General features: G+C 37.6%; 14 protein-coding genes and 1 tRNA gene. All 15 read right to left on the bottom strand.

Features of this window, described 5'->3' with window-relative positions; all coding sequences use genetic code 11:
• Positions 1-8: 8 nt before the first annotated feature.
• Positions 9-1235: a histidinol dehydrogenase gene (gene hisD / locus PHY73_04510; GenBank protein MDD3374966.1), complete on the bottom strand. Its 1227-nt coding sequence runs from the start codon at positions 1233-1235 to the stop codon at positions 9-11.
• 4 nt (positions 1236-1239) lie between these two features.
• A complete protein-coding gene (gene alaS, locus PHY73_04515) occupies positions 1240-3858 on the bottom strand; it encodes an alanine--tRNA ligase (protein ID MDD3374967.1) in 2619 nt (872 codons plus the stop codon).
• A complete protein-coding gene (locus tag PHY73_04520) occupies positions 3855-4325 on the bottom strand; it encodes a regulatory protein RecX (GenBank protein ID MDD3374968.1) in 471 nt (156 codons plus the stop codon). The genes alaS and PHY73_04520 overlap by 4 nt, the downstream gene beginning before the upstream one ends.
• Positions 4326-4393: 68 nt before the next feature.
• Positions 4394-5416, bottom strand: a complete 1023-nt coding sequence (gene recA, locus PHY73_04525) for a recombinase RecA (protein MDD3374969.1) — start codon at positions 5414-5416, stop codon at positions 4394-4396.
• A gap of 592 nt (positions 5417-6008) precedes the next feature.
• A complete protein-coding gene (locus PHY73_04530; GenBank protein ID MDD3374970.1) occupies positions 6009-6752 on the bottom strand; it encodes an RsmE family RNA methyltransferase in 744 nt (247 codons plus the stop codon).
• Positions 6753-6829: 77 nt separating this feature from the next.
• The gene (locus tag PHY73_04535) at positions 6830-7369 is read right to left on the bottom strand and encodes a hypothetical protein (protein ID MDD3374971.1); all 540 of its coding nucleotides are present in this window, start codon (positions 7367-7369) and stop codon (positions 6830-6832) included.
• 109 nt (positions 7370-7478) lie between these two features.
• Positions 7479-7551, bottom strand: a tRNA-Ala gene (locus tag PHY73_04540).
• 25 nt (positions 7552-7576) lie between these two features.
• Positions 7577-8227 carry a hypothetical protein gene (locus tag PHY73_04545; GenBank protein ID MDD3374972.1) on the bottom strand — a complete coding sequence of 217 codons (651 nt, stop codon included), beginning with the start codon at positions 8225-8227 and terminating at the stop codon, positions 7577-7579.
• A 1-nt stretch (position 8228) separates the two neighbouring features.
• Entirely contained in the window at positions 8229-8582 is a 354-nt protein-coding gene (locus PHY73_04550) for a hypothetical protein (GenBank protein ID MDD3374973.1), read from the bottom strand.
• Between the two features lie 28 nt (positions 8583-8610).
• Entirely contained in the window at positions 8611-8961 is a 351-nt protein-coding gene (locus tag PHY73_04555) for a prepilin-type N-terminal cleavage/methylation domain-containing protein (protein ID MDD3374974.1), read from the bottom strand.
• Positions 8962-9041: 80 nt separating this feature from the next.
• On the bottom strand, positions 9042-9395 hold the full coding sequence (locus tag PHY73_04560; GenBank protein ID MDD3374975.1) for a prepilin-type N-terminal cleavage/methylation domain-containing protein: 354 nt from the start codon (positions 9393-9395) through the stop codon (positions 9042-9044).
• A gap of 96 nt (positions 9396-9491) precedes the next feature.
• Positions 9492-10739 (bottom strand): type II secretion system F family protein, encoded by a 1248-nt coding sequence (locus tag PHY73_04565; GenBank protein ID MDD3374976.1) that lies wholly within the window; start codon positions 10737-10739, stop codon positions 9492-9494.
• Between the two features lie 374 nt (positions 10740-11113).
• Positions 11114-11473, bottom strand: a complete 360-nt coding sequence (locus PHY73_04570; protein MDD3374977.1) for a four helix bundle protein — start codon at positions 11471-11473, stop codon at positions 11114-11116.
• Positions 11474-11529: 56 nt separating this feature from the next.
• Positions 11530-13239, bottom strand: a complete 1710-nt coding sequence (locus PHY73_04575; GenBank protein MDD3374978.1) for an ATPase, T2SS/T4P/T4SS family — start codon at positions 13237-13239, stop codon at positions 11530-11532.
• A partial coding sequence (locus tag PHY73_04580) for a secretin N-terminal domain-containing protein (GenBank protein ID MDD3374979.1) occupies positions 13236-14391 on the bottom strand: 1156 nt, incomplete at its 5' end. The genes PHY73_04580 and PHY73_04575, both read right to left, overlap by 4 nt.

The raw sequence follows: 14391 nt of genomic DNA on the forward strand, positions 1-14391 counted from the left end.
TGCCTTTCTTATTGTTTGAAACGTATCTGGACAGATTCATTGTGCTTTGTCAGTCCTTCTAGAAGAGCGATTTTTTCAAGCGCTCCTTTTGCCTTTTCGAGTGCTTTTCGTGAATATGAGATCATATGACTTGTCTTTGTAAAATCAGATAAAGATAATCCTGAAAAAAAGCGAGCTGTTCCAAGTGTTGGCAAGACATGGCTTGGTCCTGCGATGTAGTCTCCAATGGATGTTGGGCTGTTAGGACCTAAGAAAATGGCACCGGCGTTATCGATTTTGTTAGCAATGCTGGAGGCATTGTTTGTCATGATTTGCAAATGTTCAGGGGCTATCCGATTGGCGATAACAATCGCTTCTTGCATATTTTTTGCATAGATTGCATATCCATTTGGAATTCGATTTTTAAACATCTTTATAAATTTCTTAGTTGTTGTAATCAAGATTGCAAGCCCGTCTAGATGTTCTGCTTGAGATTCAAGATCTGCCAAAATATAATCTGGATTGCTGTGACGATTGGCAATAATGGCAAGTTCGCTTGGACCGGCGAGCATATCAATATCCACATATCCAAAAAGTTGCCTTTTTGCTTCTGTGACATACATATTTCCCGGGCCGATAATTTTATCGACTTTTGGAATTGTTTTTGTTCCAAACGCAAGGGCTGCAATGGCTTGTGCACCACCTGCTTTATAGATTTCATTGACTTTCAAAAGATTAGCCACGGCTAAAATATATGGATTAATATTTCCATCTTTGTCTGGTGGTGAGACTAAAACAATGCGTTTAACCCCAGCAATTTTAGCTGGGATTGTTGTCATATAAACGGAAGATACTAAAGGTGCCGTGCCGGCTGGAATATAAATTCCGACAGATTCTAAAGGGGTAATTTTTTCCTTGAGCATCACCCCTTCGTCATTTTTAACGCGGCTTGGTTTTTTAATTTGTTTTTTATAAAACGTCGATACGTTGTTGATAATCATTTTTAGTGTTGAGACAAAATCGCTTGTGATGTTTTGAAAAGCGCTACTAATTTCTGCCTCATCGACTTTGATCTTTTTTGGATTAAGTTTGACTTTATCAAAACGCTTTGTGTACTTGAGAAGTGCGTCATCGCCATTTTGACGAATATCCTCGATAATGTGGCGTACTTTTTCTTCAACATGTTTTTTGCGTGCATGTAAGTTGCGATCATATAATTTTTGTAGTCCTGGTCCTGTTGGTTTTAAAACTTTCATAGCGTTAAATCCCCTTTATGTAATCTTTGATGCATGACAAAATTTTTTCGACTTGAATTGTTTCTTTGCTTCCGGCTTGTGCGAGCTGAGGACGGCCCCCTCCACTTCCTTTGATCTCAGATACAATTTTTTCAATAAGGTCGTTTGCTTTTATATTTCTTAGAATTAGATCATCGCTAACAGAGACAATAACAGCATTGTTTCCTTCTTCTTTCGAGCAAAGAATAATAATCCCGCTTTTTGTTTTTTGTTTGATCAGATCAATAACACGTCTCAAGGTAGCCAGATCGACATTGTTAAATGAAGATGAGATTATTTTTGTGTCGTTAATATTTTCAGATTTCTTGATAATGTCGTCAATATTTAATTTAATTTTTTCGACTTGGGATTCGGCAACTTCTTTTTCAAGTCGTTTAATTTTTTTTGATTGTAAATTTAATCGTTCGACAAATTCAGAAATTGGAGCTTTCAGTAGCGCGGCGGCGGCTTTAAGAGTTTGTTCATTTTGATGAACAACATCCAATGCTTTTAATCCGGTTGTCGCTTCAATGCGGCGAATGCCTTGGGCAATCGCACTTTCTGATAGAATCTTAAATAATCCAATCTGTCCTGTGTTGTCAAGATGTGCTCCGCCACAGAGCTCTTTTGAAATATCACCAATATCAACAACGCGTACTGTTTTGGAATATTTTTCTGCAAAAAAAGCAAGAGCTCCTTTTTTTTGTGCATCAGATAGCGACATCTCTTTTTTGCTTACGGGTGCGCATTGCAAAACGTTTTCGTTAACAGTGCGCTCAATTTCTATAATTTCTTCATCGTTAAGTGCTTTGGGATGCGTGAAATCAAAGCGAAGCCTCTCTTCATCGACAAGAGAGCCTTGTTGTTGAACGTGATTGCCCAAAACTTTTCTTAAAGCTGCTTGAAGCAAATGTGTGGCCGTATGATTGCGCATAATCGAAAGCCTTCTTTCTTTGTCAATTTTAGCGGTCAGGGAATCTTTGAGATTTAATGATCCGGATTCTATGATTCCAATATGAATAAAAATATCGGAAATTTTTTGTGTTTGTGTGATTTTACAAATGTTACTATCTTTTTCAAGCAGTCCTGTGTCACCGATTTGACCACCCGATTCTGCATAAAAAGGTGTTTTGTCCAAAATAATTTTTACGTTGTCCCCTTGTTTAGCCTTAGAAACTGATTCTGTTCCGATAAAAATTTGAAGGATTTTTGCTTTGCATTCATTTTGTTTGTAACCTAAGAATTCTGTTTTAGGTGCAGTTATGTTGATATTATTGCTTGCAAAAACATCACCTGTCATTTTGCTAGAGGCACGTGATTTTTCGCGTTGTACGTTCATGAGTTCTTCAGCCTTTTTGCTTGCTTTTTCAATCTCGAGATCAGAGATTCCAAGGGTTTTTGCTGTTGTGCAGGCCGCAGTTAATGTCAAGCCGTAGGTATCTTTGTATTTAAAAATAAGTTCGCCTAATGAATTTGGATTTCTTTGAATCTCATTTTTAAGCTCTGGAATTCGTTGCTTGCGCACTTTTTTGTACGCATCTTCTGTTTTTTTAATCCAGGCGATGATATTATCTTTTTTCTTTAAAAGATCCTCATAAGGGTCATTCATCGCTTCGATGACAGAACCAACAAGCTTGTGAATAAAAGAATTTTCATTTTTTTCAAGAATAATATCGGTGATATCGGTAATTAGTTTTTTCATCACATAACCACGATTTTCGTTTGATGGGACAACGCCATCAGCAATTCCAAAAACAATGGCACGCATATGATCAGCAATGATATTTCGCTCTTTTTGATTAAGTGAAATATTTATTTTTTGTGCCTCATGATCAATGGCTTTAAAAATCGGCTCAAAAAGATCAATATCAAAGTTTGTTGACTTGCCTTGAATAACGGCAGCTAAGCGTTCTAGACCCATGCCAGTATCAATATTTTTATTCGGTAATGGCTCAAGCTCTCCGCCTTCTTTGCGATTAAATTGCGTAAAAACAAGATTCCATATTTCAGCGAAACGTCCACAATCACAGCTTGGATCGCAATCAGGGCGTTTGCAGCCCACTTTAGGGCCGTAATCAAAGAAAATTTCTGAGCAGGGTCCACATGGTCCATTTGGCCCATTTTTCTTAGCGTCAGATGGCCAGAAATTGCTTTTGTCTCCCAGCGCAACAACTTTTTTTGGATCAATTTTAATTTTATTAATCCAGATATCCTTGGCCTCGCTATCGTCTTTGTAAATAGAGACCCAAAGCCGATCCTTTTCAAGCTTAACAACTTCGGTTAAGAATTCCCATGCCCAGGCAATGGCTTCTTTTTTAAAATAATCGCCAAAAGAAAAGTTGCCTAACATTTCAAAGAATGTATGATGAAACGCTGTTTTTCCAACTTCGGTTAAATCATCTGTGCGTAAGCATTTTTGAGATGTTGTAGCCCTGGTAAACTCATCAATTTGTCCTAAAAATTGTTTTTTAAACTGCTGCATCCCTGCGGTTGTAAAAAGAACAGTCGGGTCTTCCTTAGGCACAAGCGAATCGCTTGTCACGATGGTATGTTTTTTGGAGGCAAAAAAGCTTAAGAATTTCTGTCTGATTTCTTTTGTTGTCATAACGCTTTAATTTCTTTTAGTACGGCATCCATGGAGAACCCTCGACGGAGAAGAAAGCCGTAAATACGTCTTTGTGCTACAGAGCGCTCTAGACTCGTATATCGTTTTATTCGTTGCTGTGTTAATTCATGGATCATTGAAGCGGGTGAATAGTTTTTTTCAATATCACAAGCTTGCTTTTCAATAATATTTGGCGAGATCCCCTTTTGTCTAAGTTCTAAAATAATGCGTCTTTTGCCAAATCCTTTATTGATACGTGAACGAACCCAGTTTTTTGCAAAATCTATATCGTTGATTAACCCGATTCGTTTAAATTCTTTAATAACTACAGAGATGATTCTTGAAGAAAATTTTTTTTGTTTTAAACGCAACCTCAGTTCTTGTTCGCTACGAGTGCGTACTTTTAAAAGCCGATAGCTAGCGGTTTTAGCCTTTACAAGTTCTTTGTTGAAATCGTTGATGCCCATAAAAAAGGTTTATCCTGCTAGAAAAATTTACTTATTTTAGCTTTCTAAAAATTTTATTTCTAACGGGTTTATTTTTTTTCTTTTATTTTCTCGAGAACTTTTTTCTCGATTTGGGCAAATGTTTTTGGATTTTCTCTTAAAAATGCCCTGGCGCTTTCTCGACCTTGGCCGATTTTTTCTTCCCCATACGAAAACCATGAGCCGGCTTTATTGATGATATCATGCTCAATACCAAGATCTAGCACATCGCTTGTTCTCGAGATTCCTTCATTAAAATGAATTTCAAATAGTGCTTCACGAAATGGTGGGGCGACCTTGTTTTTGACGATTTTGGCTCGAACGCGGCTACCGATGATCTCGTCGCCTTTTTTAAGTGTTTCAATTTTTCTTAAATCAATGCGCACAGACGAATAAAATTTTAGCGCACGTCCACCCGTTGTTGTTTCTGGAGAACCAAACATAACGCCGATTTTCATACGGATTTGATTGATGAATATAACGCATGTCTTTGATTTGCTAATCGACCCGGTTAGCTTGCGCAGCGCTTGAGACATCAAACGGGCTTGTAAGCCCATATGAGAATCTCCCATATCGCCTTCAATTTCTGCTCTTGGGGTAAGTGCGGCAACAGAGTCAACAACAACTAAATCAACGGCATTGGATCGAACTAATGTTTCGGCAATTTCCAGTGCTTGTTCGCCTGTATCTGGCTGGGAAATCAAAAGATCATCTAAATTAACTCCTAATAGTTTTGCGTATGAAGCGTCAAATGCGTGTTCAGCATCGATAAATGCAGCCACGCCACCTCTTTTTTGGATTTCGCTAATAATGCTAAGAGTTAATGTTGTTTTTCCGGAAGATTCTGGACCATATATTTCAATGACGCGTCCTTTGGGAACACCGCCTACTCCTAGCGCTGTGTCTAAGGTGATTGATCCCGTTGGAATTGATTCGATATTTAGGACGGTGTCTTGCCCGAGCTTCATGATCGATCCTTTGCCAAATTGCTTTTCAATTTGGGCTAAAGCAAGGTCTAGGGCTTTTAGCTTGTTTGCGCTTGCAGTTGTGTCCTGTTTCTTTTCGTCTTTCATACAATCTCCTATTCTATGGTTTTGGCGACAGCATTTTCACGTTTTTGTCTAAGAAATATTTATTTACTCGAGGTGCTTTTTAAAACTCTAAACCGAAGATCCTGAATAAACAATATACAAAATCCAAATTACAAACAATAGACAATTAAGAAAACAGACAATAAGCAAAATCCCAAATTCAAACTTCCAAATAAATTCCAAATCCAAAATCACAAAATCAACTTTTATTAATAGATGCCTTTGAAAATTTCAACGTTCTTTCTTCTAGGTTATAAGGCTTTTCCATTGTTTATTGTCTATTGTAATTTGTTTGTCATTTGTCTATTGTCATTTGTCTATTTTTAAAATGTGCTTTGATTCTTGATTTTTGGATTTGTTTTGGTTTTTGGTTCTTGGATCTTGATTTTATGTTCATTTTATTGTAATTCGTTTTAGGATTTTCTTCTTATCTTACTTTTTGTGCAAGAGATGAATTATACATGAGCTTTGGATGATTGTCAATTGTTTCGACTTTGAGGAAAGTATTGCAAATCATTTTGTTTCAGCAGGTTATGTCCCTTATCTGATTTGCACAAGTATACTATTAATATATTTATGTATTAATAATGAAGTTCGCGAAAGCAACGACGCCAATGGCAGCAGTATCAACTTTGAGAGTGGTTTTTCCTAAAGAAATTGGGATGCAGTGAGATTTTATAGCGAGAGCAATTTCATCAGGTGTAAAATCTCCTTCCGGCCCGATAAAGAAAACAATCTTTTTCTTTAATTTTAAATCTTTGGTTATAGCATTTCTTAGTTCTTGCCTTTTGCCTCCTAAAGAGCCAATAAATCCAATGCAGTTTTCTTCAAGATGTTTTAGTGCATCGTTTAAAGTGCTAATTCGGTGAATTTTAGGAAGGATATTTCGTTTGGATTGTTTGGAAGCATTGATGCAAACGCTTTGGAATCGTTTTAGTTTTTTTTCTGATTTTTCGTCTGAGAGCTTGATTTCAGTTCGTTTTGTTTTTAAAGGAATAATTTCATCAACTCCAAGCTCTGTACACTTCTCAATAATTGTTTCAAATTTGGATTTCTTAGGGATTGCACAAGCAAGAACAATGCATGTTTTTTGGGCTTGCTCTGTTTTTTTAGAGAGAATTTTAACTTCAATAGATTCTTTTGATATTTTCAGGATTTCTCCGGAAGCTTCGGTCCCTTGACCGTTAAACAAAGTAATATTTGCTCCTTTTTTTAAGCGTAAGACATCGATAAGATGATGGATTTCGTCTTTATTTAAAAGGGTAATATTTTTCTGGTTTTTGGTAAGGTGTGAGCAATAAAAACGGTGTTGTGACATTCTTACATGTAGGTGACTTATTTTGAGTTAGTAATAAATAAAATAAAGCTACTGACGATTCAATTAGATTTATTCTTTTATTTTAAAGGTAGTTTTTTAACTGGTTCTGGTTTTGGTTCTGGCTCTGGCGTTGGTTCTGAGGTCGCAGTAACATCTGTGCTTGTGCCAGTGTCTTGTATTTCTGTTTCGTTCGTTGTTGTTGACATGCTGATTTCTTGACATCCACCTCCCTGGCATACAAGATCTCCATCGGCAGTGATTCGCAAAGAATAGCTGTTGTCGTCTCGCTGTAAAGTTGCAACCCGAGTTGTGTTCGAGCTGACTACTAAAGGTTTAAACCCAGTAAGAGCACTTACGGCGATATCAAGATCTGCTAAATTTGATGCATAATTATTGTTGTTATCGATAGAATATCTCCTTTGCGACATGTAGACGGTTTTTAGTGTGTTTTTTGCTGTGTTAGCTCGTTGGTTTTCGATTGCGTTTGTGAACGCTGGAATAGCGACTGTGGCAAAAATGCTTGCAGTGACAATGAAAATACCTGTTTCCAGCAAAGTAAATCCAGATAGGGATCCTATTCTTTTGTTGATTTTCTTTAGAAATAATGACTTTTTCATACAGCCTCCTTGTGCAAGTACTTTATACTTCTTTTTCTACTTAAAGTATAGCATTGGTATTAGTAAATTGCTAAAAGATATTGTTAAATATTCTTATTTTTATGAAAAATGGACCGAGGGGGAGTCGAACCCCCGACCTTCTGATTGCGAACCAGACATTCTCCCAGCTGAACTACCGGCCCATATTGTCAAAACAATCAAAAAAATCTATATAGAAGGTCCGCCCTTTGAGGGCACAGAAATAGTTGTTGATACTGTAAAAATGTCAGCTGCTACGCATGTGGCAGGATCAGCGCAGGATTCAATAGTAATATTAATTTGGTTGTCTAAGGCTGCGGGGCCACTATCTTCTGTGAAACTAGCTGTAAAACTGAGGATTTTTCCTGATCCAAGAGTGGTCAATAAGGATCCACACGCACCTGTGTTGTCATTACAAAAAAGAATATTATTATCTGCTGAAAGACTATAAGAAACCCATTCGTCATCGCTGTAGTCTGAGGGTGTTTGCGGGCTGTTGCGATCTTGGCGAATAGCTAGCTGCGAGGAGCCATTATTGATCAAAATTCCAGAATTTCCGGCAGCGGTTTCAACGGCATCGCCTACTGTAGCTTGAATATTGCGGGAGATATGTTGCATGATGGCGGTTGTTTCTGCGGCAAGCAGCGATCGTGGTCCAATGCCTTTGTACATCATGCGGACAGAATAATCAATGGATGCCAGACTTGCTAAAACCATAACGGCTACAAGAGATGCGACAATAACTTCAATTAAGGTGATGCCTCTTTTGGATGTTATTTTTGATATATTTTTCGCTGGCTTGGAAGAAAAAAGTAATTTTATAAAAAATTTGTTTTTCACGTTAATCGTCCCATTCTACTGTGAGTGTGACTTGGCGCGCTCCAGATGTGTGATCGGAGCAAGAGTAAACAATAGGTTTTCCATCAAAGCTTTCGCCATTTGGCCATGAATGTGCAGCGCCATTACACGTTAGATTCCAGGCGTTTGGAGTGCGAGTGTCAACCCTCGCGCGCATATCTTCTAGAAGTGCTCGGCCTTTGTTGGCAGCCATGAGTTTTTTGTTTGAAATACGCGTATCTTTGGAGGCAAAAGAAAAAGCAGCGAGAATGCCTAAAATTCCAACGGAAAATAGAATAACAGTTGCGATGATCTCAACAAGACTATAGGCTTTTTTGGTTTGTAGCGTTTTTAGCATTTGCGTTTTTTTCTTAAAGAAGCCTGGGTTAGTTAACAACTGGAGTTGCAGCGGCTATGTCAATCCGTAGGCCGAATCCAGTGCCAGATGCTCTACATTCTTCTGATGCGCTGTCGCAGGTATAAAGGGTGTCTCCGGGAATAATGCCAGTATTTAGAGCAGTGTTTAGTGCTGCTGCACCGTTAGCACTGACATATGATCCATTTTCATTATGGTAAATTCTTTGCGCTGTATAGAGAATTAGAAGGTTTGTGGATGCATCTTTGATTCGAGTGTCTTTTATAACATTTTGAAAACTAGGGATTCCTATGGAGGCGAGAACGCCTAAAATAACAATTGTTATGACTACCTCTGTTAAGGTAAAACCTTTTTTTTTCATCTTAACCTCTTATATTAAGAAATTTTATATATTAAAAAAGACCAAGGCTTTAAAGCCTTGGTCTTTTTTGAGTCTTTATTTTATTTTACCCATTCGCATTCTGAATTTTGAGGAGTTTGACCGCTACCTACAACAATCGTTGAATCGCAGTCGATTGTTGTGCCAACATTTGTACATACGACTTTAGTAAAACCACTTGTTTTACCAAGTGTGGCTGCTGCAGCGTACCCTGCATCTTTAAAGCTTCCGTGTAGGGTACTTAACGCAGCTGATTCTCGACAAGCTAGTTCCGTGGCTTGTTTTGATGCTTTGTTTTTTGTGTCTACAATAAGTGTGCCAAATTGCGGAAGTGCAACGCTTGCAAGAATAGCTAAAATAATTACAACAATGATAACTTCTAATAAAGTAAAACCTGATTTTTTATTAAGTCTCATTTTTATTCTCCTTTGTTTAATGTTTTCATTTTACTTCTTAACCTTGCTTAAACTATAGCATGTGCTTTAGGTTGATGCAATAAAAGTTTTGTTTTTTTATCCACCTCCTTGTGTTGCCATCTTAGAGATATTTATGATTGGTAAAAACATAGCCATAACAATCATTCCGATAGTGCAGGCCATAAAGATGAGCATCACAGGCTCAAAGGTGGTAGTAAATCGTTTTGTGGCAACTGCTAAAACACGCTGATAGTATTCTGCCACATGATTAAGCATTTTTGCCATTTCGCCTGTTTCTTCTCCGACGGCAATCATTTGGACTGCCATGGAAGGGAAGAAATCGGTTTTCGCCATTTCTTCGGAAATCGTTTTTCCTTCGCCGACGTTTTTCTTAATTTCGACAATCGATTGTTCACAGATTTTATTACCAATTAAGCGTTCAATAATATCAAGTGCATAAAGAACCGGCACACCACTTTCGATAAGGATTGCCATTTGTGATGCAAATTTTTCCATAATTGATAGTTTTATCATTTCATTTAGGATTGGAATTTTAAATAATAGTTTTTCGAACTGAATGCGTCCTAATGGTGTTTTAATATATTTCTTAATCAAAAAAACAACAACAATAATTACACCTAAGATATGAAAGAAATAGGATCGCATAAAACTAAAGATATCTAGCATAGTTTGAGTGAGGCCTGGAAGCTCAGCCCCCATTGATTTAAACATGTTTTCGAATTTTGGTCCTATAAAAAGTGCAAAAATGGTGATGGCTCCAATCGCAACTGTTAAAAGAATAGCTGGATAAATCATGGCTGAGATGACCCCTGATTTTGCGGCTTCAGCTTTTTCGGCATAAGAGGCAATTTTGTTAAGCACTCTTGGCATTGTTCCTGAAGCTTCCCCCACCTCAACTAAGCTAACCCAAAGGGTGTCGAAAATTTTTGGATGCTTGGCTAGTGCATTGCTAAAAGAAATACCTTGTTCGACATCGTTATAAATTTGATTTAGAGCATTATAAAATTTTTTGCTTTCGACTTGCTTAACGATAATGGAAAGGCTTCTAAGTAAATTGACCCCAGAGTCAAGCATGGTCGCAAGCTGAGTTGCAAAAGCAAGCTTATCTTGCGTTGTGACTTTTTCATGCGAAAATTTCTTTGGCCTTTTTATTTTTTGCTTTGAGCGTTTAGGGGTTGAGCGTGAAACACCTTCTTGGATGGAAAGAATGTAATAGTTTTGTTGTTGAAGATTTTCAACAACCGCTTCCTTGCTGGTAGCGGTCAGTGTTCCTGTGATTGTTTTTCCATCTTCGTTCTTTACGGTATATAAAAAATCAGGCATAATTTTCCTTTCAAAAAAATAAAATAGCGAAATAACTTCCAAATCCAAAAATCAAAATCCTAAATAAATCCCAAATTCAAACTTCAAAATCTCAAATAAACATAAATACATATACTTTATTAAATAAACAATACACAAAATCCAAATTACAAACAATAAACAATATTCAAAGTGCAAATAACATAAAACTCTAAACTCTAAATCCAAAATCCTAAATAAATCTAAAGTTCAAAATCTAAAATCCTAAACGAGCAACATGTGAAATTCAAATTACAAATAATTGAAAATTTTTATTAAAAGTGTTTTGAAAAACTCTAAACTCAAAATCCGAAATTCTAAATAAATCTAAAATCTTAAGCCTAAAAAAGAAAACGTTATTTTGATTTCTGAACGATTGCGCCGAATATTTTCGTTAGCTCTCCTGCTTCTTGAATCAATGCTTCTTTTTCTTGAATCATCTCTTTTTTTGTATCGATCAGCTCTAGCCAGTACTTGCTTTCTTTTGCCTCTTTCCTGCTTATCTTTATTCTCATTACAAAATCTTTTTTGCTCAAAGCTTCTTCTGCTTCAACATAGTTAGCGCCAACTGACCCAGAAGATCTAACAAGTTGGCGCGCATCTTCTGTATTTGCTATTGTTCTCGCTAAATCTTTTACAAAATCTCTTGTTCTTTTAGCAAATTTCTTAGTTCGCTCTCCTAGATCGTACTGTTTTGAATTTTGAGTTTCGGTCATTTTAAGTTTATTTAGAGTTTTGTGTTTTGGATTTAGGGTTTTCTTTATGTGTATTTCTATAATAGTGTTGCACTCAAAACTTCTTCAATACTTGTGATGCCATCTTCAATTTTCTTAATTCCAGTTTCAAGAAGTGTGCTCATGCCGTTTTTGGCTGCAGCCTCTTTTATTTCAAGATAGGACGCGTTTTCTCCAATGATACGGCGAATATTATCATCAATAACCAAAACTTCGCTAACAACTAAGCGTCCCTTGTATCCGGTTTGATTGCATTTTTCGCATCCCTTAGGCCGGTAGACAAGATCAGATTTTATTTGTAGCTTCCCCATCTGTTCTGCGGATGGCTCGCACGCTTCTTTGCAAATAGGGCATAGTTTTCGCGCTAATCGCTGGGCAATAATCAAAGTGAGCGATGGGGTCAAAAGGTATGATGGAATTCCGATATCGATTAAGCGTGTAATCGCTGAGGCTGCATCATTGGTGTGAAGCGTGCTAAAAACAAGGTGTCCTGTTAGGGCTGCGCGAACACAAATTTGGGCTGTTTCAAGGTCACGAACCTCACCAACCATAACGATATCAGGATCTTGTCGCAAAAATGAGCGTAGTGCTGCGGCAAATGTGAGCCCGATATCGGGCTTGACATGAACTTGATTAATTCCATCAAGCCGGTATTCGACAGGGTCTTCGGCAGTCATAATATTTTTTGTTGAGTCTGTAACTTCTTTAAGGCAAGAATATAGTGTTGTTGACTTTCCACTTCCTGTTGGCCCTGTGACAAATATTAGTCCAAATGGTGAGTTGGCTGCTTTTCGAATAGCTTCTAACTGATTAGGCTCAAAGCCAAGAGCGGACAAGTCAAGGTCAATAGCCCCCTTGTCTAAGATACGCATAACCACTTTTTCACCCCATACGGTTGGAATAATGGAAATACGAAGATCAACGGTTCTGTCTTCTAGTTTCGCAGAGATAGCACCATCTTGAGGAAGACGTTTTTCGGCAATATCCATTTTTGCGAGAATTTTTATTCTTGAAACAATAGGAAGTAAAAGATGTCGTGCTGGTGGTGGTAGTTCATAGAGAGATCCATCGACTCTGTATCGAAGAGCAATTTTGTCTTTGTATGATTCGATGTGAATATCACTTGCTCTTTGATCAATGGCTTGACGGATAATGAGATCAACGAGCTTAATAACAGGCGCTTCACCAGCTCGTTCAATAAGCTTTTCGATGCTAAGCTCTGTCTCGTCTTTTCTTCGTTCAGATTGAAGTTCTTCTTTTGGGGTCACTTCATATGTGTCTTGGACTGCTTCTGATAAAGAGGATAAGCCTTCTTTGCTATGCCATTCTTCATTGGCTTGCGCGATGTCTCGTTTTGTGGCTAGAACAAGATTGATGTCATATCCTGTTATTTTTCTTAAATTGTCAATGAGAAGAAGATCCAAAGGATCATAAAGAGCGCACGTTAGAACATTTTTGTTTAGAGACAGTGGAAGAACAAAATTCTTTTGGGCAAAATCTTTTGGAATCAAATTAAGAAGATCAGAGTTTTGTGGTTTAAGTAGCCCTGATTCTCGGGAAATATAGGGAATAGAAAATTGTTTGGCAAGAGCGATAACAATATCGATTTCTTTTGTGATTCCAAGCTCGATTAAAAGCTCACCGATGCGTCCGCGTTTTTGTTTTTGGGCAATAATGACTTGATCGAGTTGTGCTTGTGTGATCAGGCCTTGTTGAATGAGAATTTCTCCGAGTCTTAATCTGCTCATTTTTTACGTCTTTGTTGTTCGGCGACAAACAGGGCCTTTTCCATTTCGCGAGTTTTTGTTATTGGATAATTTTGTTCGCGTTTAAAGTTTATATTTTTTTGATTAGCTCTTTGGGACAAGTAATTCTTATCAGATACGATACGCGGCGTGATAAAGATAACAAGTTCCCTTTCTTCTTCGGAGTTGTCTTTGTGGCGAAATGCTTGTCCGATAAAAGGCAAATCTCCCAAAAAAGGAACTTTAGTAATTGTTTTAGCGCCATCTGTCTTTTTAAGGCCACCTAAATAGATCGTTTCTCCATCTTTAACGCGCATAACAGACTTAGTTCCACGTTCTTCAGGGTCTCTGAAAGCTATTCCATCATAGGTTTCTCCTCTGCGAGCTTCAATCACACGAGGAAAAACAGCCATTGTGATTTCTCCAGTTTCTAAATTTGCTTGAGGGGTAACGGATAGAAAAATTCCTGTTTGAACGCGTTCGGCTTCTACATTTTGCGTGACAACTCCCTCTGAGCCCCCAGTAGATGTGACGACACCGATGGCCTCATTGGTTGAAATTTGAATTTCAGCTGTCTGGTTATTAAGGGTTAGGATTTTTGGATTGGCTAAGTTTTTGGTATCAGTAATTGTTTTTAAAAATTGTAAAACAGCGGTTAGGCCTGAGGCATCAATAGTTCCAGATGTATATTCAGTTTCGAATTCGTAGCCTTTTCTGAGTAGTTTATTTTGATCCCAAGGATAAAGATGACTGCGCTGACCACCGCTAAACGAAAGCGGACTGTCTCCAATTTTAACACCAATAAGTTCGCCTGTAGTTTTGGAGATGTCAAGCATTTCGATTTCAATTAGGATTTGAGGAACAGGAAGATCAAGCTTGGCAATTGTTTTTTCAATCACAGGAAATTGACTGGGGATATCTGTGACAATAAGGCTGTTTGTTCGAGCATCTTGTATGACACTTCCTGATTTTGTTAAGATGCTTTTTACCGCTAAAAGTATTCCTTTAATTCCGTCCTCGTCTTCATCTCCTCCCCCATCACTACTAGAGCTTGAGGAACTATCGCTACTACTAGTGTCTTCAGAGTCTTCGGTTTGATCTTTAAGGTTTTTGACCATTTTTGAATTAGAAACAGTGGCGTTTTTTAGAGGAAAT

The sequence above is a fragment of the Candidatus Omnitrophota bacterium genome (assembly GCA_028693815.1).
In the GTDB taxonomy this organism is placed as follows: domain Bacteria; phylum Omnitrophota; class Gorgyraeia; order Zapsychrales; family Aceulaceae; genus Aceula.

What these genes read in the sequence shown, in the direction of transcription:
- hisD (MDD3374966.1), bottom strand. Translation starts at nt 1,235, where the DNA reads ATGAAAGTTTTAAAACCAACAGGACCAGGACTACAAAAATTATATGAT.
- alaS (MDD3374967.1), bottom strand. Translation starts at nt 3,858, where the DNA reads ATGACAACAAAAGAAATCAGACAGAAATTCTTAAGCTTTTTTGCCTCC.
- PHY73_04520 (MDD3374968.1), bottom strand. Translation starts at nt 4,325, where the DNA reads ATGGGCATCAACGATTTCAACAAAGAACTTGTAAAGGCTAAAACCGCT.
- recA (MDD3374969.1), bottom strand. Translation starts at nt 5,416, where the DNA reads ATGAAAGACGAAAAGAAACAGGACACAACTGCAAGCGCAAACAAGCTA.
- PHY73_04530 (MDD3374970.1), bottom strand. Translation starts at nt 6,752, where the DNA reads ATGTCACAACACCGTTTTTATTGCTCACACCTTACCAAAAACCAGAAA.
- PHY73_04535 (MDD3374971.1), bottom strand. Translation starts at nt 7,369, where the DNA reads ATGAAAAAGTCATTATTTCTAAAGAAAATCAACAAAAGAATAGGATCC.
- PHY73_04550 (MDD3374973.1), bottom strand. Translation starts at nt 8,582, where the DNA reads ATGCTAAAAACGCTACAAACCAAAAAAGCCTATAGTCTTGTTGAGATC.
- PHY73_04555 (MDD3374974.1), bottom strand. Translation starts at nt 8,961, where the DNA reads ATGAAAAAAAAAGGTTTTACCTTAACAGAGGTAGTCATAACAATTGTT.
- PHY73_04560 (MDD3374975.1), bottom strand. Translation starts at nt 9,395, where the DNA reads ATGAGACTTAATAAAAAATCAGGTTTTACTTTATTAGAAGTTATCATT.
- PHY73_04565 (MDD3374976.1), bottom strand. Translation starts at nt 10,739, where the DNA reads ATGCCTGATTTTTTATATACCGTAAAGAACGAAGATGGAAAAACAATC.
- PHY73_04570 (MDD3374977.1), bottom strand. Translation starts at nt 11,473, where the DNA reads ATGACCGAAACTCAAAATTCAAAACAGTACGATCTAGGAGAGCGAACT.
- PHY73_04575 (MDD3374978.1), bottom strand. Translation starts at nt 13,239, where the DNA reads ATGAGCAGATTAAGACTCGGAGAAATTCTCATTCAACAAGGCCTGATC.